The organism is Fontibacterium abundans (SeqCode) (assembly GCF_965235095.1).
Classification (GTDB): domain Bacteria; phylum Pseudomonadota; class Alphaproteobacteria; order Pelagibacterales; family Pelagibacteraceae; genus Fontibacterium; species Fontibacterium abundans.
In genome coordinates, this window is record NZ_OZ249405.1 from 203304 (window position 1) to 226194 (window position 22891).

The 22891-nt window shown below is 29.3% G+C and carries 26 protein-coding genes, 1 tRNA gene, 1 rRNA gene and 1 other RNA gene; 21 read left to right on the forward strand and 8 right to left on the reverse strand.

Going from position 1 to position 22891, the window contains the following annotated elements:
• Position 1: 1 nt before the first annotated feature.
• From AC8GER_RS01120 to AC8GER_RS01130, 3 genes are all read left to right on the forward strand, one after another.
• On the forward strand, positions 2–766 hold the full coding sequence (locus tag AC8GER_RS01120) for a glycosyltransferase family 2 protein (RefSeq protein WP_506598145.1): 765 nt from the start codon (positions 2–4) through the stop codon (positions 764–766).
• A 92-nt stretch (positions 767–858) separates the two neighbouring features.
• Positions 859–1887: a GDP-mannose 4,6-dehydratase gene (gene gmd / locus AC8GER_RS01125; RefSeq protein ID WP_506598146.1), complete on the forward strand. Its 1029-nt coding sequence runs from the start codon at positions 859–861 to the stop codon at positions 1885–1887.
• Positions 1880–2815 (forward strand): GDP-L-fucose synthase family protein, encoded by a 936-nt coding sequence (locus AC8GER_RS01130; protein ID WP_506598147.1) that lies wholly within the window; start codon positions 1880–1882, stop codon positions 2813–2815. The genes gmd and AC8GER_RS01130 overlap by 8 nt, the downstream gene beginning before the upstream one ends.
• 56 nt (positions 2816–2871) lie before the next feature.
• On the opposite strand, the gene AC8GER_RS01135 is transcribed toward AC8GER_RS01130, so the two are convergent.
• Both AC8GER_RS01135 and AC8GER_RS01140 read right to left on the reverse strand, forming a co-directional pair.
• Complete coding sequence (locus tag AC8GER_RS01135; protein ID WP_506598148.1) at positions 2872–3504, reverse strand: class I SAM-dependent methyltransferase; 633 nt, start codon at positions 3502–3504, stop codon at positions 2872–2874.
• A gap of 49 nt (positions 3505–3553) precedes the next feature.
• Positions 3554–3630 (reverse strand) — tRNA-Met (locus tag AC8GER_RS01140).
• A gap of 118 nt (positions 3631–3748) precedes the next feature.
• Between AC8GER_RS01140 and rrf the strand changes: the two genes are divergently transcribed.
• The 4 genes from rrf to AC8GER_RS01160 all read left to right on the forward strand — a co-directional run bounded on the left by rrf (position 3749) and on the right by AC8GER_RS01160 (position 5060).
• A 5S ribosomal RNA gene (gene rrf, locus AC8GER_RS01145) occupies positions 3749–3863 on the forward strand.
• Between the two features lie 25 nt (positions 3864–3888).
• The gene (locus AC8GER_RS01150; protein ID WP_506598149.1) at positions 3889–4773 is read left to right on the forward strand and encodes an NAD-dependent epimerase/dehydratase family protein; all 885 of its coding nucleotides are present in this window, start codon (positions 3889–3891) and stop codon (positions 4771–4773) included.
• 43 nt (positions 4774–4816) lie between these two features.
• Positions 4817–4942: a type B 50S ribosomal protein L36 gene (gene ykgO, locus AC8GER_RS01155; RefSeq protein WP_017969707.1), complete on the forward strand. Its 126-nt coding sequence runs from the start codon at positions 4817–4819 to the stop codon at positions 4940–4942.
• 7 nt (positions 4943–4949) lie between these two features.
• Positions 4950–5060: an aa3-type cytochrome c oxidase subunit IV gene (locus tag AC8GER_RS01160; RefSeq protein WP_506598150.1), complete on the forward strand. Its 111-nt coding sequence runs from the start codon at positions 4950–4952 to the stop codon at positions 5058–5060.
• A gap of 8 nt (positions 5061–5068) precedes the next feature.
• Here the strand turns inward: AC8GER_RS01160 and rpsU are convergent, their stop codons facing one another.
• A complete protein-coding gene (gene rpsU, locus AC8GER_RS01165) occupies positions 5069–5263 on the reverse strand; it encodes a 30S ribosomal protein S21 (protein ID WP_029207103.1) in 195 nt (64 codons plus the stop codon).
• 64 nt (positions 5264–5327) lie between these two features.
• Between rpsU and mrdA the strand changes: the two genes are divergently transcribed.
• The 5 genes from mrdA to AC8GER_RS01190 are packed head-to-tail and all read left to right on the forward strand — an operon-like array spanning position 5328 to position 10908.
• Positions 5328–7157 carry a penicillin-binding protein 2 gene (gene mrdA / locus AC8GER_RS01170; protein WP_506598151.1) on the forward strand — a complete coding sequence of 610 codons (1830 nt, stop codon included), beginning with the start codon at positions 5328–5330 and terminating at the stop codon, positions 7155–7157.
• Positions 7150–8268, forward strand: a complete 1119-nt coding sequence (gene rodA / locus AC8GER_RS01175) for a rod shape-determining protein RodA (RefSeq protein WP_506598152.1) — start codon at positions 7150–7152, stop codon at positions 8266–8268. Before mrdA ends, rodA begins: the two co-directional genes overlap by 8 nt.
• Before the next feature lie 11 nt (positions 8269–8279).
• Positions 8280–9053 (forward strand): YdcF family protein, encoded by a 774-nt coding sequence (locus tag AC8GER_RS01180; protein WP_506598153.1) that lies wholly within the window; start codon positions 8280–8282, stop codon positions 9051–9053.
• Between the two features lie 32 nt (positions 9054–9085).
• Positions 9086–9955 carry a DMT family transporter gene (locus AC8GER_RS01185; RefSeq protein ID WP_506598154.1) on the forward strand — a complete coding sequence of 290 codons (870 nt, stop codon included), beginning with the start codon at positions 9086–9088 and terminating at the stop codon, positions 9953–9955.
• Complete coding sequence (locus AC8GER_RS01190; protein ID WP_506598155.1) at positions 9952–10908, forward strand: D-2-hydroxyacid dehydrogenase family protein; 957 nt, start codon at positions 9952–9954, stop codon at positions 10906–10908. The genes AC8GER_RS01185 and AC8GER_RS01190 overlap by 4 nt, the downstream gene beginning before the upstream one ends.
• A 3-nt stretch (positions 10909–10911) precedes the next feature.
• Here the strand turns inward: AC8GER_RS01190 and AC8GER_RS01195 are convergent, their stop codons facing one another.
• From AC8GER_RS01195 to ssrA, 4 genes are all read right to left on the reverse strand, one after another.
• Entirely contained in the window at positions 10912–11628 is a 717-nt protein-coding gene (locus AC8GER_RS01195; RefSeq protein ID WP_506598156.1) for a cytochrome c biogenesis CcdA family protein, read from the reverse strand.
• Between the two features lie 8 nt (positions 11629–11636).
• Positions 11637–11897 carry a glutaredoxin 3 gene (gene grxC, locus AC8GER_RS01200; protein ID WP_506598157.1) on the reverse strand — a complete coding sequence of 87 codons (261 nt, stop codon included), beginning with the start codon at positions 11895–11897 and terminating at the stop codon, positions 11637–11639.
• Positions 11898–12042: 145 nt separating this feature from the next.
• Positions 12043–12672: an FkbM family methyltransferase gene (locus tag AC8GER_RS01205; protein ID WP_506598158.1), complete on the reverse strand. Its 630-nt coding sequence runs from the start codon at positions 12670–12672 to the stop codon at positions 12043–12045.
• A 60-nt stretch (positions 12673–12732) separates the two neighbouring features.
• Positions 12733–13032: a transfer-messenger RNA gene (gene ssrA, locus AC8GER_RS01210) on the reverse strand.
• 28 nt (positions 13033–13060) lie between these two features.
• On the opposite strand from ssrA, the gene thyX reads away from it, so the two are divergent.
• Positions 13061–14011: an FAD-dependent thymidylate synthase gene (thyX, locus tag AC8GER_RS01215; protein ID WP_506598159.1), complete on the forward strand. Its 951-nt coding sequence runs from the start codon at positions 13061–13063 to the stop codon at positions 14009–14011.
• Here thyX and AC8GER_RS01220 read toward each other — a convergent pair.
• Positions 14004–14834 carry an Mrp/NBP35 family ATP-binding protein gene (locus AC8GER_RS01220; RefSeq protein WP_506598160.1) on the reverse strand — a complete coding sequence of 277 codons (831 nt, stop codon included), beginning with the start codon at positions 14832–14834 and terminating at the stop codon, positions 14004–14006. The two genes, thyX and AC8GER_RS01220, sit on opposite strands and share 8 nt — an antisense overlap.
• A gap of 71 nt (positions 14835–14905) precedes the next feature.
• Here AC8GER_RS01220 and hflK point away from each other — a divergent pair, with 71 nt between their 5' ends.
• From hflK to ilvC, 8 genes are read left to right on the forward strand one after another with little or no spacing between them, the layout of a single operon-like run.
• Entirely contained in the window at positions 14906–16042 is a 1137-nt protein-coding gene (hflK, locus tag AC8GER_RS01225) for an FtsH protease activity modulator HflK (RefSeq protein WP_506598161.1), read from the forward strand.
• Positions 16042–16929 (forward strand): protease modulator HflC, encoded by an 888-nt coding sequence (gene hflC / locus AC8GER_RS01230; RefSeq protein ID WP_506598162.1) that lies wholly within the window; start codon positions 16042–16044, stop codon positions 16927–16929. The genes hflK and hflC overlap by 1 nt, the downstream gene beginning before the upstream one ends.
• 4 nt (positions 16930–16933) lie before the next feature.
• Positions 16934–17125, forward strand: coding sequence for a DUF2065 domain-containing protein (locus AC8GER_RS01235; protein ID WP_506598163.1), 192 nt, complete (start codon positions 16934–16936; stop codon positions 17123–17125).
• Positions 17122–18549 (forward strand): DegQ family serine endoprotease, encoded by a 1428-nt coding sequence (locus AC8GER_RS01240; RefSeq protein ID WP_506598164.1) that lies wholly within the window; start codon positions 17122–17124, stop codon positions 18547–18549. The genes AC8GER_RS01235 and AC8GER_RS01240 overlap by 4 nt, the downstream gene beginning before the upstream one ends.
• Positions 18550–18560: 11 nt before the next feature.
• Positions 18561–19475 (forward strand): tRNA (adenosine(37)-N6)-dimethylallyltransferase MiaA, encoded by a 915-nt coding sequence (miaA, locus tag AC8GER_RS01245; RefSeq protein ID WP_506598165.1) that lies wholly within the window; start codon positions 18561–18563, stop codon positions 19473–19475.
• 44 nt (positions 19476–19519) lie between these two features.
• Positions 19520–21283, forward strand: a complete 1764-nt coding sequence (locus AC8GER_RS01250) for an acetolactate synthase 3 large subunit (RefSeq protein WP_506598166.1) — start codon at positions 19520–19522, stop codon at positions 21281–21283.
• Positions 21280–21846, forward strand: a complete 567-nt coding sequence (gene ilvN / locus AC8GER_RS01255; RefSeq protein ID WP_506598167.1) for an acetolactate synthase small subunit — start codon at positions 21280–21282, stop codon at positions 21844–21846. Before AC8GER_RS01250 ends, ilvN begins: the two co-directional genes overlap by 4 nt.
• Entirely contained in the window at positions 21843–22862 is a 1020-nt protein-coding gene (gene ilvC, locus AC8GER_RS01260) for a ketol-acid reductoisomerase (RefSeq protein WP_506598168.1), read from the forward strand. The genes ilvN and ilvC overlap by 4 nt, the downstream gene beginning before the upstream one ends.
• Positions 22863–22891: the final 29 nt, after the last annotated feature.

Genomic DNA, 22891 nt, shown 5'->3' on the forward strand with positions numbered 1-22891 from the left:
AATGTTAATTTCAATTGTAATTCCAATTTATAACGAAGAAAAAAGCATTAAAGCTATATTACTAAAAATAAAAAAAATTCAAGATTTTAAAAAAGAAGTAATTTTAGTAGACGACGGCTCTACCGATACAACCAAACTAATTATTAAAAATAAATGCAAAGGTCTTTATCAAAAAAAGATTTTTTTAAAAAAAAATTTTGGTAAAGGATATGCTTTAAGGCAAGGATTTAAAAAAGTTCGTGGTTCTATTGTGATAGTGCAAGATGCAGATTTAGAATATAATCCGAAAGATTATTTAAAACTTATTTGTCCTATAATTAATTCTACTGCAGATATTGTTTATGGCTCAAGAGTTTTGTTAGGAGCAAAAAGATTTAGACCAAAATCTATTGATACAATAATAAGAATGCTTGCTAATTATTTTTTAACTTTTTTATCTAATATTTTAAATAACCAAAATTTGTCCGACGCTCATACATGTTATAAAGTTTTTAGATCAGCTATTTTACAAAAGATCAAATTAAGAGAGAATGGTTTTAATTTTTGTCCTGAATTTACAGCAAAAATATCTTCTTTAGGTATAAAAATTTTAGAAGTTCCTATTTCTTACCATGGAAGGACTCATAAGCAAGGTAAAAAAATATTTTTTATTGATGGATTGAAAGCAATTTATGCAATATTTAAATATAATTTGTTCCATAAAAAAATTAATATTAAAGAAGTTTCTATCAAGTATAAAAATAGAAAATTTAGTAAATTAAAATAATTTATGCTACAAACATCTTTATTAAATTTTTAGATAAATAACTTAAATAATTTTAAATTATAAAAAAATTATAAATATATTTTTAATATTATATGAAAAAAATTGCACTGATTTTTGGTGTCACGGGTCAAGATGGAGCCTATCTAGCTAAATTTTTATTAAAAAAAAATTACATCGTTCATGGAGTTAAAAGAAGAAGCTCATCTTTAAATACTTACAGAATAGATGATATTTATTTAGATCCCCATAAGAAAACTAATTTTTATATGCATTATGGAGATCTTACTGATTCATTATCTGTTTTAAAAATAATTAAAAAAACAAAGCCATATGAGATTTATAATCTAGGAGCACAATCTCATGTTGGAGTTTCTTTTGAAGTACCTGAATATACCGCTAACGTTGATGCTATTGGAGCTCTTCGAATATTAGATGCAATAATGACGTTAGGACTTTCTAAAAAAATTAAATTTTATCAAGCCGGTACTTCAGAAATGTTTGGTGCGTCAAAACCCCCGCAAAATGAAAAAACTAATTTTTATCCAAGAAGTCCTTACGGAGCTGCAAAACTTTATGCGCATTGGATTACTGTCAATTATAGAGAATCGTACAATATATTCGCTTGTAATGGAATTTTATTTAATCACGAAAGTCCAATAAGAGGTGAAACTTTTGTTACAAAGAAAATAGTCACTGCGCTTTGTCAAATAGTACAAACTGGATTAGGACATCTTTATCTCGGAAATTTATATGCCAGAAGAGATTGGGGTCATGCAAAGGATTATGTTGTTGCTATGTGGAAAATGTTACAGCAAAAAAACCCAAAAGATTATGTCATTTCATCAGGTAAACAGTATTTGGTTAAATATTTTGTTTATTTAGTGGCAAAAGAATTAGGAATAAAAATTATTTGGAAAGGCAAAGGTTTAAATGAAAAAGGCTATTTAAATAATAAAGAAATTATTTCTGTAGATAAAAAATATTTTAGACCCTCAGAAGTAAATTCTTTATTAGGAGATTCACGTAAAGCCAGAAAAGAACTAAAATGGAAGCCAGATTATGATATTTATTCATTAGCAAAAGAAATGGTAAGCGAAGAGATGAAAAGATTTAATGATTAATAAGAAAAGTAGGATTTTTGTAACAGGCCATAAAGGTTTAGTAGGATCGGCGGTTGTTAGAAGGTTAAAATATTTTGATTATAAAAGAATTTTAACTGTAGATAAAAAAAAATTAGATCTAAGAAATCAACAACAGGTATTTAATTTTTTTAAAAAAAATAAGATTGATGCTGTTATTAATGCAGCAGGGAAAGTTGGCGGGATTTATGCAAATAATAAATACAAGGCTGATTTTATTTATGACAATCTAGCAATACAAAATAATATTATTCACTCTTGTTTCCAAAATAAAGTAAAATCATTAATTTTTTTAGGATCGAGCTGCATTTATCCAAGAAATTCTAAACAACCAATCAAAGAAAATTATTTATTAACTGGAGAATTAGAGAAAACAAACGAACCTTACGCTATAGCTAAAATCGCAGGTATTAAAATGTGCGAAAGTTATAATTTTCAATATAAAACTAATTATAAATGTTTAATGCCGTGCAATTTATACGGTCCAAATGACAATTATAATCTTAAAACATCTCACTTTTTTTCAGCTTTAATAGCAAAAGCAATTGAAGTTAAAAAGAATAAAAAAAAACAGATTATATTGTGGGGGAGTGGAAAACCAAAAAGAGAATTAATGTATGTGGATGATTTGGCAGATGCATGTATTTATTTTATGAATAAGAAGACAAAAGAAACCTTAATTAATGTTGGAGCAGGTAATGATAGAAGTATATTAAATTATGCGAGGTTCATTTTAGAAAAGATAAACTTAAAATGTAAAATTGTTTTAGATAGATCTAAACCTGATGGTACCCCAAGAAAAATTATTGATAGTTCAATTGCTAAAAAATATGGCTGGTTCCCAAGGATAGACCTTAATAAAGGTTTTGATTTAACTCTTAAAAATTATTTATTAAAAAATGATAAATAAATTTCCTAGTTACCTATAATGTAAAATAACTTTTTTATTTTTTTAAGTTATAACAATTAGTTTTTTTTAATATAAACGGACATTAAATTTTTTTGATTTATAAATATATGAAAAAAAATCCAGATAAAAAAATTTATAAAAAAGTTATTCAAAAATTTAAAATCATAGTCGTAATCAAAATAGATTTTGTATTTATTTAATGGTTTGTAAGAATTTATAAGTTTCAAAACTTCCATTTCAGTCCATCGATAAACAAAATTTGGAACATTTGTATTATCTACACCTCCACGCTCGTCATTTTTTACTGCAGAAAATTCGTATTTCTCTGAATAACCTAACGAACAAGATAATCTGGTTAAAAAGCAATCGCGAGATTCTATAAAAATTACTCCAAATTTTGCCACTCTAAGCATCTCTAAAATTGCAGCGTGAGGTTTTGAACAATGGTGAATTGATGCATGGGTAATTACGTAGTCGTAACTATTGTCATTGTATGGCAAATTTTGCATGAATATGTTGCTCTTTATTTCTTTTTCATTTTGTTCGTTAACATTAGTAAAAAAAATATTTGAATATTTCTCTAAAACTTCTTTGTCTAAATTTCCCGCACCTAAAACTAAAATAGTATTATCAATTTTATTTTCTAGGTATTTTTTTATAATTTTCGAATAAAATTTCTTTCTTCTCATGTCACTTTTTGTGTTATTAAATTTTTGTCCTTAAAGGCGTCACTTAAATTGGTTGCGGGGCTTGGATTTGAACCAAGGACCTTCAGGTTATGAGCCTGACGAGCTACCAGACTGCTCCACCCCGCGATAAAGTTTTTATCTTATAGCACTATATTTTAAATTATCTACTTTTGTTAAATTGAGAAGATTTAGTTTAAATTTCAATTATATTTACAAACGAATACTATTTATGTATAAAACCTTGCCTGGTGATTATTGCAAAGGAGTAACACCCGATCCCATTCCGAACTCGGCAGTTAAGCCCTTTAGCGCCAATGGTACTTTGTCTTAAGGCACGGAAGAGTAGGACGTTGCCAGGCTTTATAAATCCTCGTTAAATATTTAATGAAAAATATATTGGTAGTAACTGGAGGTGCTGGATTTATAGGATCTAATTTAGTATCTCAACTTTTAAAATTTAAAAAATTCAACATTATAAGCGTTGATAATTATTCATCCGGTTCGTCTAAAAATCATATTAAAAATAAAAGAGTTAAGTATTTCAAGGGAAGTACAAAAAATTTAGAACTATTATTGAAAAGTTATATTGGTAAAATTCATAGCATCTTTCATTTTGGTGAGTTTGCAAGAATTTATCAAAGCTTCAAACAAGTAAATGTATGCTTCAACTCTAATATTGAAGGAAGCTCAAATGTATTTAATTTTGCATTAAAGAACAATATTAGATTAATTTATTCTGCAACCTCTGCAAGTTTAGGAAATAAAGGGAAGGACATGAATTTATCTCCTTACGCTTTTTCAAAAGCTAAAAATTTAGAACTGTTAGAGAATTTGAAGAAGTGGTTTAATTTTAGATATGAAGTTGTATACTTTTATAATGTGTATGGAGAAAAGCAAATTTGCCAAGGTGATATGGCAACGGTTGTTGGAATATTTGAAGACAATTTTAAGCAGAAAAAAAAATTACCAGTGGTGAGACCTGGGACACAAATGAGAAGATTTACTCATGTTTATGATACCGTAAAAGCATGTATTTTTGCGTGGAGACAAAATAAATGCAAACACTACTGTATCGCAAGCAAACAGTCTTATAGTATTATTCAACTTGCAAAATTATTTAAAAATAAAATTAGATATTTGCCAAATAGAAAAGGAGAGCGTTTTGCATCTGCTTTAACAAAAATGAATCTTAATAATAAAATAATAAGATTATCTGCAAAAATTAAGCTAAAAGATTATGTAAATAATTTTTTAATGAATAATCGTTAACTTTTCTTTACAAAGTGTCTTTTAATGTATAATTAAAGTCCTTATGAAAGTTGTGAGTTCATTAAAATCTCTTAAAAAAAGAGATATCAATTGTAAAGTGGTTAGAAGACGAGGAAAACTTTACGTCATTAATAAAAAAAATCCTAAGTTTAAAGCACGACAAGGTTAGAAATTTTATGGATATAAATCCTCAAATAGAAACTTGGTCTAATTTCAAGAAATTAACAGTGTATATATCGGTTTCTATAGTTCTTGTTTTAATTTTGATGGCTATTTTTTTACTATAATCTTGAGTTTAGTAACGAGCTTTTAGTTTTTTAAATTTTTTAACTCTTCTTGTGTTTTCGTCTTTCTCTCTCTTTTTTCTTTCTGATGGTTTTTCAAAGTGACTTTTAATTTTTAGCAGGCGAAATACACCTTCTCTCTGTAATTTTTTTTTTAAAGCTCTAAGAGCTTGCTCTAAATTGTCATTTTTAACTTCTATTTTAATATTTGCTTTCCTCCAAAAAAGTGAGACGATTTAGCATTTTTGATGTTATATTGTCTATATTTTTATGAAGCTTTTTAAGCACAGACCAACAGAAGGTTATCAAACAAAAACAAGTATAATTAATAGAAGAAAAGCAATTTTAACTACTGCTAAATATACTTTTTTTGGTTTAATTGGTCTTAGACTTTTGTGGTTACAAGTTTTTCAAAAAAACAAGTATTCAATTCTATCTGATCGAAATCGTTTTAAAGAATGGAAAATTGCAGCTGAGAGAGGATTAATATTAGATCGTTTTAATAACAAGATAGCAGAAAATCGTCAACTTTATAGAATTGCTTTAATAAAAGGAGACGTCACTGATCTTGATTTTGTTCTTGTGACATTAAATAAGTTTTTACGGTTAGATAGCGAAATAATTGAAAAGACAAAGACAGATTTTACAAAACTAAGAAAATTTCAACCCTATGTTATAAATAAAAATTTAACATGGGCAGAGTTTTCAAAAATAAACAGCAATCTTTTTATTCTAAATGGGGTTCAACCATTCATTTCAATGGAGAGACATTATAATTACCCTTATGAATTTGCTCATGTATTAGGTTACGTAGGTGTTCCTAATGAAAATGATCTGCAAAATCAAAAAGATGATCTTTTTAGAACCCCAGGAATTAAGATTGGAAAACTTGGAATTGAAAAAATATTAAATAGAGAACTTATTGGTACTCCAGGCTTTACTCGTTTTGAAGTGAATGCAGCTGGAAGAGCAGTTAGAACAGTTGAATTTGTAGATGGAGTAAGTGGCAATGCTTTAAAAACCTCCCTTGATCTTGAACTTCAAAAATTAACTTATCAAAAATTTGGTAGATATGCCGGATCTGCAATTGCGATGGATATTAAAACAGGTGAAGTTTTAGCATGCGTATCAACTCCTTCATTTGACACAAATAAATTTGCTTTTGGGATAACCCAACCAGAATTTAATGAATTATTAAAGAATGAAAGAAAACCATTAATTAATAAGTTTTTATCAGGTCAATACCCTCCAGGATCGGTAGTAAAACCAATTATAGCTTTGGCAGCTTTAGAAAACAAAATTGTCGATCAAGATTACACTCATTTTTGCTCTGGAAAGATTGAGCTATATGGTCAAGAGTTTTATTGCTGGAAAGATGGAGGGCATGGAAGAATTAACTTAAAAGATGCGATAAAAAAATCATGCGATATTTATTTTTATGAAGTGGCAAGACTATTAGGAGTTGACAGATTAGCGGAAACAATAAGAAAATTTAATTTTGGACAAACAACACTAAAAGATTTTGACGAAGAGAAAAAAGGTTTAGTTCCGGATACAAAATGGAAAAAAAATGTTCTAGGTAAACCGTGGTTGCTAGGAGAGACTTTAATTACAGGAATAGGACAAGGTTATATATTGGCTACACCAATGCAAATTTGTAAATCGATGGCTGAATTTGCAAACGGAGGTTATATAGTTAATCCAACTTTTTATCTTGATGAAAAATCTAAATTAAGTCGTATGGATTTTGATACTGAAAATATAAAAATAATAAATGATGCTTTAGTTGCAGCAACAAATGAGCCGGGAGGAACTTCTTATGGTTCTAGATTAACCGGTAAGTTAAGATTTGCCGGAAAAACAGGAACCTCCCAAGTTACAAAACTGACCATTAAAGATAGAGAAGATAATGCAAACCCAAATAGTAGAGAATATAAATACAGAGACCATTCTCTTTTTGCAGGATTTGGTCCAGTAGAAGAGCCTAAATATGCAGTGGCAGTAGTTGCGGAACACGCTGGCCCTGGATCAAGGGTTGCCGCTCCGATTGCCAGCAGCATGTTTGATTTTTTATTTAAAAAGAGAATATCCAATGCGTGAAACAGTAAAAGTATCTAAAATTTTCTTATTAATTGAAAAATTTCAGAAATTAGACAGAAATTTAATTTATATGATCTTAGCATTAGGATTAATAAGTATTTTATCTTTGTATTCAATAGATAAGGGGCAAGGAACTATTTATTTAAAACATTTAGTTAGGTTTATATTTGCATTTATAATTTTAATTATAGTTGCTTTTACCCATGTAAATTTTTGGTATCGATATGCATATCATTTTTATTTTTTAATATTATTTTTTTTAATAGTCTTAAAATTTGTTGGTGTAACAGCTAAAGGCGCTCAAAGGTGGCTAGACTTTGGATTTTTTCACGTCCAACCTTCAGAAGTTGCAAAACTTGCAATTATATTAGTTCTTGCAAAGTTTTATAACCTGGTAAAAGTTGAAAATACTAATAAGATATTTTCATTGCTGGTTGCTGCAATTTTAATTTTAATTCCATTTTTATTAGTTTTAAGACAACCAGATCTTGGAACTGCAGTATTAATTCTAGGTGCAGCACTAGGAACTTTGTGGATCGTAGGTTTAAATCGAAAAATTTTTATATCTGGTTTTATAATTATTATTTTATGTCTACCTTTTATTTTTGCAGGAATGAAACCTTATCAAAAACAAAGAGTTGTTAATTTTTTTAATTCAGAAAGAGATCCTTTGGGTGCAAATTATCAAGTTATTCAATCTAAAATTGGAATAGGATCAGGTGGAATTTTTGGAAAAGGATACTTAAGAGGATCACAAAGTTCATTAGATTTTGTCCCCGAGAACCATACAGACTTTGTATTTTCTCATTTTGCTGAAGAATTTGGATTGATAGGTTCTTTGTTATTATTGTGGTTATTTTTCTCGATAATTAAGCGAGTAACTTTGATTGGAGATCAGAGTAAGAATAATTTTTCAAAAATATTTTGCTATGCTTTTGCCTTTAATTTTTTCTTATATATTGCAATAAATCTAGGAATGGTAACAGGATTATTGCCTGTCGTCGGGGTACCGTTACCAATATTATCATATGGTGGTACGGCCATGCTCACAAATATGATAGGACTTGGAATTGTTTTAAGTTCTAAATTATATAACGAAGATTTTATTTAATAAAATTTTTTATGGAACTTTATTTATCAAAAATTGTAAATTTTTTTATTAATCCTTTATATATTTTATTTTTAATTATATTTTCATTAATTTTTATAATATTTTTCACAAACTCAAAAAAATTTGTTATTTTTTTTTCTAAATTATTTTTAATTTTATTTTTATTTTTTGGCTATATTCCTTTAAGTAATTTTTTGCTTAATAAGATAGAGGATTATATTCAGCCTTCTAAATATCCGGTTGAGCAATTAAAGGGTGTTATAGTTATGGGTGGCAGTTTGAATTCTGGTTTGCTTTCTAAAGAAAGAAATGAAACATCAATTAATGGTGGAGCTGAAAGATTAACAAAAGCTTTAGAAATTTATAAGAAAAATCCTAAAATTTTAATATTATTTTCAGGTTTTTCTAGTCAACTGTATCCAGAAGGTTGGAGTGAGTTTCAAAATGCAAAAAAATTTTTTTTCGATCAAGGAGTTAAAATTGATAATTTAATATTTGAAGAAAAATCAAAAAATACACTTGAAAATGTTAGTTTTTCCAAAGAGTTTATTCTTCAAAATAAAGGTGCGTGGGGTTTAATAACAACAGCAAGTCACATGCCAAGATCTTTTTTTTCATTTAAGAAACAAGGAATTATTTTAGAGCCAATTATTGTTGATTACCAGACAGGCACTAGTAAAATGTTTTGGATAAATTTTGATATTTCTAAAGGCGTGTCTAATTGGAATACAATATTTCATGAAATAATTGGTCTTGCTTATTATAAAGTTACGAACAGGATTTAATCAAAATGAGCATTAATTTTAGGGCATATTTAATGCTTACACTTTGCGCTTTTTTTTGGTCAGGGAATTTTATTGTTGGAAAATTTGCAACACTTTATGAAGTTCCACCATTAACATTAAATTTTTTTCGGTGGTTAATAGTATGGATTATTTTAATTCCTTTTACATTAAGAGACATATTAAAAAATATTAAAGTTATAAAAAATAATTTTTATTCAATCTTAATAATGTCGATTACTAGCATTAGTGTATTTAACTCTGTTGTTTATTATTCTTTAAATTTTATTCAAGTGCTTAATGGAGCCCTAATGATTTCAACAATACCAATATTAATTGTTTTTATTTCCTTTATTTTTAGAACTGAAAAAATAAATCTTAGTCAAATTTTAGGTCTAATACTGTCTATAACAGGCGTTGCAATAATTGTTACACGCTTAGATTTTAATAAATTAATTAATCTAGATCTAAACAAAGGTGATCTTTGGTTGTTAGTTGCAATGTTATCGTGGGCAATCTATTCAACAATGCTTAGAACTCACAATACAGGATTGAAATATCTAAGTTTCATGACAGTAATTGTTTCTATTGGTTTAATTTTTTTATTTCCACAATTTTTATATGAATTTAAGAACCATCAAGTAATTAAATTTAATATTCCAGTTATTTTAATCACAAGCTACGTTATTTTTTTTGCCGGAATAGGCTCTTATATATTATGGAATAAAGCAGTTGTTATTGTTGGACCTAATAAAGCTGGAATTTTTTTACATCTAATGCCAGTATTTAGTTCTTTTATGGCAATATTTTTATTAAATGAAAGATTAATGAATTTTCATATTATAGGAGCCATTATAATTTTCATAGGAATTTATCTTTCTTCCAAAAAATCACCACCAAGATGAAAGTTGCAATTTTAGACGATTACCAGAATGTTTCACTAATTCTTGGAAGTTTTGAAAAATTAAAAAAAGATTTCTATTTTCATGTATTTAATCAACCATTTGAAAATGAAGATAGCGCAATAGAACAATTAAAAGACTTTGAAGTTCTTTTGGTGATGAGAGAACGGACCCCAATTACTAAAAAAATTATTTCAAATTTAAAAAATTTAAAACTTATCATTACGAGCGGTATGAGAAACAAGTCTATAGATTTTTTAACCGCTAAAGAGAAAAAGATTTTAGTTTGCGGTACAGATTCAAGTTCTAATTCAACAGTAGAATTAACATGGGCCTTAATTTTGGGGCTTGCAAGAAATTTAAGAGAAGAAGCAGAGAACATGTACCAAGGATATTGGCAAACTACATTAGGATATGAACTGAAAGGTAAAACTCTAGGTATTATAGGTTTTGGAAAAATAGGAGCTCAAGTTTCAAAAGTAGCTTTAGCATTTGGAATGAATGTTATTGCCTGGAGTGAAAATCTTAAACTTTCTATAGCAACAGATAATCAAGTATTGGCTGTAACTAAAGAAGAGTTATTAGAAAAATCTGATTTTATTACAATTCATACAGTCTTGAGCGATAGAACAAAAAATTTGATAGCAAAAAAAGATTTAGCTTTAATGAAGGAAACAGCATTTTTGATCAATACTTCAAGAGGTCCTGTAGTAAATGAATTTGATTTAGTTGAAGCTCTGGAAAAAAATATTATAGCAGGAGCAGGTCTTGATGTTTACGATATTGAACCGCTACCTGAAAATCATAAATTAAGATTTTTACCTAATGCACTATTGTTGCCACATTTAGGTTATGTAACTAAAGAAAATTACGAAGTTTTTTATTCTCAGATGTTTGAAAATTTAGAAGCATTTAAAGAGGGAAAGCCTATCAGAGTTATTCAAATGCTAAATTAGAAATTACCCTAACTTTTGTAAAATTGGAAAGAATTCAATTAAATAAAAACCGATTGTTTGAAGTTTACCAGTAACAATTAAAATTCCAGTTATTAATAGTATAATTCCAGAAAATTTTTTTATTTTATTTAGATAAGATTTACTTTTTTTCGAAACGATTAAAAATTTTTTAATAATTAAACTAGAAACTACAAAAGGAATCGCAAGACCTAGTGAATAAACGCCTAATAATAAAACTCCTTTATATATAGAATTTTCCATTGAAGCATATGCTAGGATTGAACCAAGAATTGGACCAATGCAGGGAGTCCAGCCAAATCCAAATCCTACTCCAACTATAAATGGAAAGAACAGATTATTGGAATATTTTATATTATAATTGCCAAAATTTTTATTTAAAAAATTAATTTGTATTAATTCTAATAAATAAATACCAAAAAAAATTATTACTATTCCAGAAATAATTGATAAAATTTGAGAGTTATGCAGTAAGAAACTTCCAATAAAAGTAGCTGTTGCTCCAAGAGAAATAAAAACTAAAGAAAAGCCTAAAGAAAAAAATAAAGATTTTTGTAATATAAATTTTTTAGATTTTAGATCTAGATTATTAAGTGTGGTTCCACATATAAATGAAACATAACCTGGAATTAAAGGAAGCACACATGGAGATATAAAACTAATTATACCAGCAAAGAAAGCTATAGAAAGCGATACAATCATTAAGCTTTTTACACGAGACCTAGTAATTTATCTAATTTTTTTTCTTGGTCCAATTTATGAATTTTATCACAATCACCAATGTGAATATTATCTGCAAATATTTGAGGAACAGACCTTGCGCCATTTGCCATAGCAGACATTTTTTCTCTCAAAGCCTCATCATTAGACACGTTGATCTCAGAGAACTTAATTTTTTTTTTATTTAATAATGATTTTGCTTTTACGCAAAAAGGACAATAATTTGTTGTATATATTTCTATTTTTTTCATAAATAAAGAAGAGTGTTCTTTTGCATGCCTAGTAATAAATTGTTATCATAAAATCTGACTTTTTAAAAATCTTGTTCTATATTTTTTGTAAATATCAGTTACTTTGATTTTACTTTGTCTTTTCAGTTTTAGCTTAAAATAAATATTATTCATTAATTGTGAATAGATAATCATGATTAGAGAATTTATCGATAAATTTATATTTTTTAGAAATTAAATAATTATTTAAGTTATCGAAATTGTTTGTTTCTATTAAGAAATATTTAAATTTATAATTTTTGAAATCTATTCCTTTTAAGACTTCAAATTCATATCCCTCAACATCAAGCGAAAATAAATCAATTAATTTTGGTGATTTGTTTTTTTTTAATACCTCTGTCAAAGTAATGGACGTAGAGAAACTATTTTCTTCATTAGTAGTGCTAAATTTTGACATTAAATCATTATTTGAAATATTAATTGTTTGTGATTTATAATTATTAGAGACCAAAAATTTATTTACTAATATATTTCTTTTATTGCGATTTTTTTTTAATTCACGAAATATTTCTGGATGTGCCTCAATAAGAATACCATGCCAATTTTTAAATTTTTCAAAATACCACGTATTTGATTGATCCACACCATCATTTGCTCCGCATTCAATGTAAAATCCATTATTATAATTAATATATTGTAGTAATTTTTTGTCTAAATTATTTAAAGCGTTAAATTTTCTAAATTTTTTAAAAAAGGTTTTTGTTTTTTTTGGGAATAAAGCAGAAATTCTACTCATAATATAATCCTAGTACTCTAGTTATAATATTTTTTAAATATTTTTATCGTAAACAGATAAAGTGGGGCGTTCTGTTACCCGGTGCCCCAGACCGTGCTTATCTAATTAATAAATTAATTAGGCAGCGAGAGCAAATTGTTCATTTGCGTTTATATTTTAGTCCTTTACGGTGGTACTATACCGGACGAAAGAAAAGCCTTTAGACATTAGTCGATTCTATTTCACCCCCATAAGTTGAAATTGGTGGAGGTGCAGGGTACCGCCCCCTGGTCCTCAATGTTTATTACGAATCTCGTTTATCGTCATAGTTGGAAAACCAACATTAATAATATAAGACTTTGAATCGCTAAATTAAAGATATATTTAAAATCTAAGCTTTTCTAAGACAATGGAACTAACTTCTGAACAAAAAAAAGAAATTCAAGAGCAGCAATCACAAAGCAATTATACAAAAAGAGTAACTTCTCCCGAACTTGAAAAGGTTCTTTATGAAGCAATTCCAGTTCTAGATCATGGATTTATAAGAGTTATAGATTATATGGGCGATGATACTTCAATTGTTCAATCTGCAAGAGTTTCTTATGGAAAAGGAACTAAGAAAGTCTCAACGGATGAAGGTTTGATAAGATATTTAATGAGGCATTGGCACAGCACTCCATTTGAAATGTGCGAGATTAAGTATCACGTAAAGCTTCCAATTTTTATAGCAAGACAGTGGATTAGACACAGAACGGCTAATGTAAATGAGTATTCAGCAAGATACTCTATATTAGATAAAGAGTTTTACCTTCCAGCAAAAGAGCAATTATCGGCGCAGGCAACTAATAATCGACAAGGTCGAGGCGATTTGATTACGGGCGAACAAGCCGATGAAGTTCTTAAAATTTTAAAAGATGATGCGGTGAGAACTTATGACAATTATGAAAAAATGTTGAACGAAAGATTTGATGGAACAATTATTGATGAAAAAAAATCTGGTCTAGCTAGGGAACTTGCAAGAATGAATTTAACATTAAATTCATACACTCAATGGTATTGGAAAACTGATCTTTTAAATCTCATGAATTTTTTATTTTTAAGAGGAGATAGTCATGCGCAATATGAAATTAGAGTTTATGCAGAGAAAATGTTAGATACAGTTAAAAAATGGGTCCCAATCACTCATGCAGCATTTTTAGATTATAGAGTTGGAGCTGCTCATTTATCATCAAAAGGATTAAAAATTGTAAAATCAATGATTAATGGAAATAAAATTAGTTATGAAGATTCTGGACTTAGTAAAAGAGAGTGGAATGAATTAATGGAAGTAATAGATAAAAAAAATCTTATAGTTATTTAATTTTTTTTGTAATTTTATTTGCAATTTCTAAAAACAGTTTAGAAATTTCATCATTTTTAAATTGATCTACAAAAGGCGTTCCTTCATCTGAATTTTTTCTAAGATTAATATTAATTGGAACTTGCCCTAAAAGTTCAATATTAAATTTACTTGCTATATTTTTTCCGCCATCTTTCCCAAATATAAAATGTTCAACACCATCATCCGATGTAAAGCTGGTCATGTTTTCAATAATGCCTAATATTTTAACATTAGTTCTTTTAAACATTTCAATTCCTCTTTTTACATCAATGATTGCGATATCTTGAGGAGTTGTGACGATGATAGCTCCATCAATATCTATTTCTTGAGAAAAAGTTAAAAGAGCATCTCCAGTTCCAGGGGGCATATCAATAATTAAAAAATCAACGTTGTCCCATAAAACTTTATTAGTAAAAGTTTTTATGGTGCTAGCAACCATTGGACCTCTCCAAATCATGGGAGTTTCTTCTGAAACCATAAATCCTATGGACATGCATTGGATATCAAATTTTTTAATCGGAATTAAATTTGCACCATCTTCACTTTTTGGTTTTTCTGAAGTACCTATCATTTTAGGAAGTGAAGGACCGTAAATATCAGCATCTAAAATACCAACATTGTATTTTAAATTTTTGAGAGCAATTGCAAGGTTAACCGCAATTGTTGATTTTCCAACACCACCTTTGCAACTAGAAACAGCAATAACTTTTTTTACTCCATTTATTTTATTTTTTTTAAATTGAGTTTTAGGAGTAATTTGATCCATAAAATTCTTGCTAAGATTTGCTTCTTTTTCAGTCATTTTGGCGCATTGTAATTTCCTTTTAAATAACCATTTATACCTATATTAAGTAAGACTATTTTTAAAATAATATGTCATTAATTGAGTCTAATAATACTAAAGATATCTTAAAAAAAGAATCTCCTTGGGGCGGTCCTAATAAGAATAATAAGCAGCCTAGTTCTAATAATTCTGATGATATGGAGGATTTAGCAAAAAAATTTCAAGATGGTTTAAAAAACATGTTTGGTGGATCTTCAAAAACCCCAGATGTAAAAAAACCAATTACACTTTTTATAATTGGAGCAATTGCTGTTTGGGCTTTAAGTGGATTTTATAGAGTAGGTGCAGACGAACAAGGAGTTGTTTTAAGATTTGGAAAATATACTAACATGACTCAACCAGGATTAAATTATCATCTGCCGTTCCCAATTGAGTCTGTGATGACACCTAAAGTTTCCAAGGTAAATAGAATTGATGTTGGTTTTAGATCATCAAATGAAGGAAGCAGAGGAGTAATTGGGGATATTAAAGAAGAAAGCGCAATGTTAACGGGTGATGAAAATATAGTTGATATTAATTATTCTATTTTTTGGGTGATAGGTGATGCAAGCAAGTATTTGTTTAATATTCAAGATCCAATTGGAACAATTAAAAGTGTTGCTGAAACTGCAATGCGAGAAGTTATAGCCAGAAAAAAAATTCAGACAATTTTAACGCAAGGTAGAGCAGAAATAGAAATTGAAGTTCAAAAAATAATGCAACAAATTTTAGACTCTTATAATAGTGGAGTTGATATTACCCAAGTGCAAGCACAAAAATCAGATCCACCAGCACAAGTAATTGACTCTTTTAGAGATGTTCAGGCAGCAAAAGCAGATAAAGAGCGAGCGCAAAATGAAGCCGAAGCTTACGCGAACGACATAATTCCAAGAGCTAGAGGAGAGGCCGCTAAAATTGTTCAAGAAGCAGAAGGTTATAAAAAAGAAGTAGTTGCTCAAGCAGAAGGGGAGGCTAGTCGATTTATTGCTATTTATAATGAGTATGCAAAAGCAAAAACTGTAACCCAAGAAAGAATGTATCTTGAGACTATGGAAAAAGTTTTGTCCGGTGTTAACAAAATTATAATTGATAAGCAGTCAGGCTCAGGCGTTGTACCTTACTTGTCTTTACCAGAATTAAAAAAGAATACTGATACTCAGTCAAAAAAAAGTGAGGTTAAAAACTAATGTCTGAAAAAATATTAAAAATTTCAATTTTCGTAGCTGTATTGGTTGGCTTACTAATTTATTCAACATTCTTTATTGTAAAAGAAACTCATCAGGCAATTGTTTTGCAATTAGGAGAGCCAAAAAAAGTTTATAAAGATGCGGGCTTGTATTTTAAAATTCCTTTAATTCAAAATGTTCATTTCCTTGATAAAAGAGTAATAGATATAGATGCTCCAGCAGAAGAGGTTATAGCGTTAGATCAAAAAAGAATAATTGTTGATGCTTATGCAAAATTTATAATTAACGATCCGTTAAAATTTTATATCTCAGTAGGAAATGAGAGAATCGCTCAATCAAGATTAGCATCAATTATTAACGCTAAAATAAGAGGTGTTTTAGGTAAGGAAAACCTAGTTAATTTGATTTCGACCAATAGAAACAAACTTATGAGTCAAATTACTAAAGATGTCGCTGAAGAGGCTAAAGACTTTGGTATTGATGTCATTGATGTGCGTATTAAAAGAGCAGATCTGCCATCTGCTAATAGTGAGGCAATTTTTAAAAGAATGCAAACCGAGCGAACTCGAGAAGCCAAAGAGTTTAGAGCTCAGGGGTTTGAAGTTGGACAAACGATTAAATCTATAGCTGATAAAGAAGCTGCTATCATATTAGCTGACGCAAGAAAAACCGCGCAAATTACAAGGGGAGAAGGAGATGGTCTTAGAAACAAAATATTTGCAGAAGCATTCGGACGAGACCCAGAATTTTTCAGTTTTTATAGAGCAATGCAGTCTTATGAAAAATCTTTGATTAGTGGCAGCGAAACATCTTTAGTCTTGTCACCCGATAGCGAATTTTTTAGATATTTCGGAGAGTCTGGCCTTAAAAAAGTTTTAAAAAAATAACTTAATGCTTGAGATTTTTACAGCAGTTGGTTTATTGCTGTTTATTGAAGGTCTTCTCTATGCATTATTTCCAAGGGGTATGAAGAGCATGTTAAATTCCATGAAAGATTTATCAGAACAAAAATTAAGAGTGGGAGGGCTTATTTTTGCTATTATAGGTTTTGTAATTATCGCTTATATAAAAAAATTTCAATGAAAAATTTTAAAAAATTTTTATTAATTATATTTTGTAATGTTTTATTAATTACAAATTTAAATTCAAAAGAAGCACCAGATTCATTTGCAGATTTAGTTGAAAAATTAATACCCTCGGTTGTAAATATTTCTGCAACACGAGTTATAGAAACAAGACCTCAAAATCCATTTCCATTTCAATTTCCTCCAGGACATCCATTTGAAGATTTGTTTAAAGATTTTGATAGAGGTGGGAGTCCACAAAAAAGAAAAACTCAATCTCTTGGATCTGGATTTATAATTGATAAAGAGGGAATTATAATTACCAATAACCACGTTATTCAAAGTGCTGAAGGAATATTTGTAAAATTAACTAATGGTAAAGAATATGAAGCAAAAGTTTTAGGAACAGACCCAACCAGCGATATTGCGGTTATTAAAATTAACACTAAAGACAATTTAAGAGCAGTAACATTTGCAGATTCAGATAAGGCGAGAGTCGGTGATTGGGTTGTTGCAATCGGAAATCCTTTTGGATTAGGTGGCACTGTTACAGCTGGAATTATATCTGCAAGAAATAGAGATATTAGTCTTGGAAAATATGATGACTTTATTCAAACAGATGCATCAATCAACCAAGGAAACTCTGGGGGACCGTTATTTAATGTCAAAGGTGAAGTGGTCGGGATTAACAGCGCTATACTTTCTAACTCAGGTGGATCTGTAGGCATTGGTTTTGCCATTCCTTCAAATTTTGCAAAGAATGTCGTTAAACAAATCACAGAATTTGGAGAAATAAAAAGAGGATATATTGGCGTTAGAATTCAAGAAGTTACAAAAGAAATTGCAGATAGTTTGGGACTTAAGAGTCAAGAAGGAGCCTTAGTATCAAGCGCTTCAACAGGTGGACCAGCAGATAAAGCGGGAATAGAAGCGGGCGATATCATATTAGAATTTAATAATAAAAAAGTTGATAACATGAGAAAGCTTCCAAAAATTGTAGCTGACACTCCTATTGGACAAAGTGTTGAGGTTAAAGTTTGGAGAAATAAAAAAATATTAACAAAAAATATTACCGTTACGAGACTTGAAGAAACAAGCGAATATAAAAAAGAAAATAACAAACAAGTAACTCCTTCAATTGTAACTATTAAAGAGCTTGGAATTAAAATTAGAAATATAAACAATCAAGACGTCGAACAAAGATCCAATTTAAAAGATAAAAAAGGAGTGTATATTCTGGAGATTAGCGGAGATAGTCCTTTAGCTTTATTACCAGTTAAAGAAGGTGAAGTTATAATTGCAGTTGCCAATATTGCAGTAAGTAATGTTAAAAATTTTGAAGATCAATTTAAAAAAGAACTTAAAAAAAATACAAATTCAATTTTATTGACTATCTTAGATAGCAATAATCAAAGTAAATTTATTGGCGTAAAAATTAAATAAAATTTTTACCAATGCAAAAAATTATTCTTATCGCAGGACCCACCGGTTCTGGTAAATCTGAAATTGCCTTAAGACTCGCTAAAAAGATAAATGGTGAAGTTATTAATGCTGATAGCATGCAGGTATACAAAGAGATTAAAATTTTATCAGCTAGACCAGAGAGTTATTCTAATATTTCTCATTATCTTTATGGGAATATCTCTGTAAAAAATAATTTTTCTGCTGGAGAGTGGTTAAAAAAAATTAAATTAAATTTGAATAAAATTATAAAGAAAAAAAAACAACCTATTTTTGTTGGTGGCACAGGATTGTATTTTAAATTATTAACCGAGGGTATTTCTAATATTCCAAAAATTCCAGATTCTATCAAAATAAAAGCAAGAAAGTTAAATGCAAACTTAGGTAATGATAAGTTCTATAGTTTGCTTATTAAATTAGATCCTTTAGTTCAGAACAAGATAAAAAAAAATGATACACACAGACTAATAAGAGCCTATGAGGTTGTAACTTTTACAAAAAAATCTTTAATTGATTGGCAGAAAAAAAATAAAAATTATTTTAGCAATTATCAATTTGTAAAAATATATATTAATCCTGAAAATACTTTTTTACAGAAATTACTAAGACTTCGATTAAAAAAAATGTTTGAACTTGGTGCGGTCGATGAGGTTAAAAAGTTTTTAAAATTGAAAATAAATCCAAGTTTACCTGCTAATAAGATTTTAGGAATTGAAGAAATTAAAAAATATTTAAATAAAAAAGTTTCATTAGAACAGGCTTTTGAAGAAACCTTTGTGAGAACAAGAAGGTATGTAAAAAGACAGCGAACTTGGTTTAGGGGACAGATGAAGGAATGGACAAGTATTTTTAACCCTAATTTTGATATTTTAACTAAAAAAATTATAAATTTAGTGACTTCATCTTGACCGATAAATTAACTAGTTTAGATTGATTTTTTCGGAAAATTTATATGTCACAAATAACTGGAGCAGAAATCGTATTCAAAGCTTTCGCCGATCATGGCGTTGAATATATTTTTGGTTATCCAGGAGGTGCCATCCTTCCTTTGTATGATGAGTTACGAAATCATAAAAAAATTAAACATATTCTTGTCAGACATGAGCAAGGAGCAGGACATGCAGCAGAAGGTTATGCAAGATCATCAGGAAAACCAGGAGTGGTTTTAGTTACATCAGGTCCAGGCGCAACAAATATGGTTACAGCGTTAACAGATGCTTACATGGACTCAATTCCTTTAGTTTGTGTTACCGGCCAAGTACCAACTCATTTAATAGGAACGGATGCTTTTCAAGAATGTGATACGACTGGAATTACAAGACCATGCACAAAACATAATTGGTTAGTAAAAAATATTAAAGATCTTCCAATTATTATGCATAAAGCATTTCACATCGCAACAAGTGGACGACCAGGACCGGTTTTAGTTGATATTCCAAAAGATATTCAGTTTCAGAAAACTGAATACATAAAAAAAGAAGATGTAATACAAAAGATTAATAAAGTTGTAACAGAAGTTGAATCTTCAGAATTAGATAAAATTGTTGAATTAATTTATAAATCAAAAAAACCAATCATTTATTCTGGTGGAGGAGTTGTAAATTCTGGAGATAAAGCTTCAGCGCTTCTTCAAGATTTAGTTCGCATGACTGGTTTTCCTATTACCTCAACACTGCAAGGACTAGGAGCTTTTCCAGGGGATGATCAGCAATTTCTTGGCATGTTAGGAATGCACGGAACATATGAGGCAAATAATGCCATGCATGATTGCGATTTGATGATAAATATTGGAGCTCGTTTTGACGATCGTATCACAGGAAAAATTGATAAATTTTCACCAGGATCTAAAAAAATTCATATTGATATTGATCCATCATCTATAAATAAAATTATAAAAGTTGATCATGCAATTGTTGGCGACGTTGAAAATGTTTTAAATAAACTAATTACAGTTTTTAAGAAAAAATATCCAAATTTTAAAAATTCAAATAAAGAAAATATTAGTGAATGGTGGAAACAAATTAATAAATGGAGAGAAAAAAAATGCCTGTCATTTGTTCAAGGAAAAAAAACTATTAAGCCACAATATGCAATCGAAAGATTGTATGAATTAACAAAAGATCAAGATACTTTTATTACAACTGAAGTTGGGCAGCACCAAATGTGGGCAGCCCAATATTATAAATTTAACAAACCAAAAAGATGGATGACTTCAGGCGGTCTTGGAACAATGGGCTTTGGTCTTCCGGCAGCAATTGGAGTTCAATTAGCAAATCCTGGAAAGTTAGTTGTTGATGTTGCTGGTGAAGCTTCGATCTTGATGAATATACAAGAATTATCTACTGCAGTTCAATACAGACTTCCTGTTAAAATATTTATTATAAATAATCAGTACATGGGAATGGTTAGACAGTGGCAAGAATTGCTGCATGAAAAAAACTATGCAGAAAGCTATACAGAGGCTTTGCCAGATTTTGTTAAACTAGCGGAAGCTTATGGTGCTGTTGGAATTAGGGCAACAACTCCTGATGAGTTAGATGCAAAAATCAAACAAATGATTAAATCAGATAAACCAGTACTTTTTGATTGCGTTGTAGATAGAGTTGAAAATTGTTTTCCAATGATACCATCAGGAAAAGCGCATAATGAAATGATTTTAAGTCCAGAAGACGAAAGAGAAACTAAAATTTCTAAAGCAGGAAAGACCTTGGTATGAAAAAATCATTATCTGCATATTCAGAAGCTACTACAAAAGAAGAATTAGAAAGGCATATTATGGTTGTTTGGGTTGATAACGAAGCTGGAGTGTTAGCAAGAGTTTCGGGTCTTTTTTCTGGACGAGGTTATAATATTGAATCATTAACCGTTGCCCAAGTGGACGAAGAAAAAAATATATCAAGAATTACTATTGCAACAAATGGAACAAATTCAGTTATAGAGCAAATCAAAGCTCAGTTATTAAAACTTATTCCAGTTTATAAAGTTGCCTCCTTTCCTGTAGATGACAAGTCTATTTTTAGAGAGCTAGCTCTTATTAAAGTAATAGCTGAGAAAAAAAATCTTGAAAAAGCTAAAGAAATTTGCAATTCTTATAAGGCGCAATATCTTGATACAACAAGCGCTTCTTTTATTGTAGAATTTCATTCAACAAGACGAGAAATAGATAGTTTTATTAAGGAATTAAAGCCTTACGGAATTGCGAGTGTTGCAAGAACAGGTCCTTTAGCAATGGCAAAAGGAGCTGAGATAACAGAGACAAACAAAGGAAAAGTTATATGAAAATTTTTTACGAAAAAGATGCTAATCAAGATTTAATTAAAAATAAAAAAGTTGCAATTTTTGGCTTTGGTAGTCAGGGACATGCTCATGCTCTAAATTTAAAAGACAGTGGTGTTAAAGAACTTGTCGTTGCTTTAAGAGAAGATTCTCCTAGTCGAAAAAAAGCCGAAGCTAGCGGACTAAAAGTTATGTCATTATCAGATGCTGCAGAGTGGGCAGATGTTGCGATGATTTTAACTCCTGATGAATTACAATCTCAAATTTATAAAAATCATATCGAACAAAGAATGAGACAAGGAACAACCTTAGCTTTTGCTCATGGATTGAATATTCATTTTGATCTTATTAGTGCAAGAAAAGATCTAGATGTTTTTATGATTGCTCCAAAAGGACCTGGTCATTTAGTTAGAAGTGAATTTCAAAAAGGCGGTGGAGTTCCATGTTTGATGGCTGTTCATCAAGATGGATCAGGGAAAGCAAGAGAGCTCGCTTTGTCATATGCTAGCGCTATTGGAGGTGGAAAATCTGGAGTAATTGAGACAACATTTAGAGAAGAATGCGAAACAGATTTATTTGGAGAACAGGCTGTTTTGTGTGGAGGTTTGGTTGAGTTAATCAAAAAGGGTTATGAAACTTTAGTTGAAGCTGGATACACACCTGAGATGGCTTATTTTGAATGTTTGCATGAAGTAAAACTGATTGTAGATTTAATTTACGAAGGTGGAATTGCTAACATGAATTATTCAATTTCAAATACAGCTGAATATGGAGAATATATTTCGGGACCAAAAATTATTGATGACAAAACTAAAGATAGAATGAAAGAAGTTTTAAAAGATATTCAATCTGGAAAATTTACTAAACTTTGGATGGATGAAAATAAGATTGGTCAAAAAAACTTTTTAAGAATGAGAAAAGAATTATCTGAGCATCCAATAGAAAAAGTTGGTGAAAAACTCAGAGCCATGATGCCATGGATTGGCAAAAATAAGCTCGTAGATAAGAGCAAAAATTAAGATTGTTTAATAAAGTTAAGCTTTCTTAA

Bases quoted from the DNA above. Each gene is read 5' to 3' on its own strand.
- AC8GER_RS01130 (WP_506598147.1), top strand. From the start codon at position 1,880: ATGATTAATAAGAAAAGTAGGATTTTTGTAACAGGCCATAAAGGTTTA.
- grxC (WP_506598157.1), bottom strand. From the start codon at position 11,897: ATGAAAAAAATAGAAATATATACAACAAATTATTGTCCTTTTTGCGTA.
- AC8GER_RS01240 (WP_506598164.1), top strand. From the start codon at position 17,122: ATGAAAAATTTTAAAAAATTTTTATTAATTATATTTTGTAATGTTTTA.
- hflC (WP_506598162.1), top strand. From the start codon at position 16,042: ATGTCTGAAAAAATATTAAAAATTTCAATTTTCGTAGCTGTATTGGTT.
- AC8GER_RS01250 (WP_506598166.1), top strand. From the start codon at position 19,520: ATGTCACAAATAACTGGAGCAGAAATCGTATTCAAAGCTTTCGCCGAT.
- AC8GER_RS01120 (WP_506598145.1), top strand. From the start codon at position 2: ATGTTAATTTCAATTGTAATTCCAATTTATAACGAAGAAAAAAGCATT.
- AC8GER_RS01180 (WP_506598153.1), top strand. From the start codon at position 8,280: ATGGAACTTTATTTATCAAAAATTGTAAATTTTTTTATTAATCCTTTA.
- AC8GER_RS01160 (WP_506598150.1), top strand. From the start codon at position 4,950: ATGGATATAAATCCTCAAATAGAAACTTGGTCTAATTTCAAGAAATTA.
- mrdA (WP_506598151.1), top strand. From the start codon at position 5,328: ATGAAGCTTTTTAAGCACAGACCAACAGAAGGTTATCAAACAAAAACA.
- AC8GER_RS01185 (WP_506598154.1), top strand. From the start codon at position 9,086: ATGCTTACACTTTGCGCTTTTTTTTGGTCAGGGAATTTTATTGTTGGA.
- miaA (WP_506598165.1), top strand. From the start codon at position 18,561: ATGCAAAAAATTATTCTTATCGCAGGACCCACCGGTTCTGGTAAATCT.
- AC8GER_RS01150 (WP_506598149.1), top strand. From the start codon at position 3,889: ATGAAAAATATATTGGTAGTAACTGGAGGTGCTGGATTTATAGGATCT.
- AC8GER_RS01195 (WP_506598156.1), bottom strand. From the start codon at position 11,628: ATGATTGTATCGCTTTCTATAGCTTTCTTTGCTGGTATAATTAGTTTT.
- gmd (WP_506598146.1), top strand. From the start codon at position 859: ATGAAAAAAATTGCACTGATTTTTGGTGTCACGGGTCAAGATGGAGCC.
- AC8GER_RS01190 (WP_506598155.1), top strand. From the start codon at position 9,952: ATGAAAGTTGCAATTTTAGACGATTACCAGAATGTTTCACTAATTCTT.
- AC8GER_RS01205 (WP_506598158.1), bottom strand. From the start codon at position 12,672: ATGAGTAGAATTTCTGCTTTATTCCCAAAAAAAACAAAAACCTTTTTT.
- rodA (WP_506598152.1), top strand. From the start codon at position 7,150: ATGCGTGAAACAGTAAAAGTATCTAAAATTTTCTTATTAATTGAAAAA.
- ilvN (WP_506598167.1), top strand. From the start codon at position 21,280: ATGAAAAAATCATTATCTGCATATTCAGAAGCTACTACAAAAGAAGAA.
- AC8GER_RS01235 (WP_506598163.1), top strand. From the start codon at position 16,934: ATGCTTGAGATTTTTACAGCAGTTGGTTTATTGCTGTTTATTGAAGGT.
- ykgO (WP_017969707.1), top strand. From the start codon at position 4,817: ATGAAAGTTGTGAGTTCATTAAAATCTCTTAAAAAAAGAGATATCAAT.
- AC8GER_RS01135 (WP_506598148.1), bottom strand. From the start codon at position 3,504: ATGAGAAGAAAGAAATTTTATTCGAAAATTATAAAAAAATACCTAGAA.
- thyX (WP_506598159.1), top strand. From the start codon at position 13,061: ATGGAACTAACTTCTGAACAAAAAAAAGAAATTCAAGAGCAGCAATCA.
- AC8GER_RS01220 (WP_506598160.1), bottom strand. From the start codon at position 14,834: ATGACTGAAAAAGAAGCAAATCTTAGCAAGAATTTTATGGATCAAATT.
- hflK (WP_506598161.1), top strand. From the start codon at position 14,906: ATGTCATTAATTGAGTCTAATAATACTAAAGATATCTTAAAAAAAGAA.
- ilvC (WP_506598168.1), top strand. From the start codon at position 21,843: ATGAAAATTTTTTACGAAAAAGATGCTAATCAAGATTTAATTAAAAAT.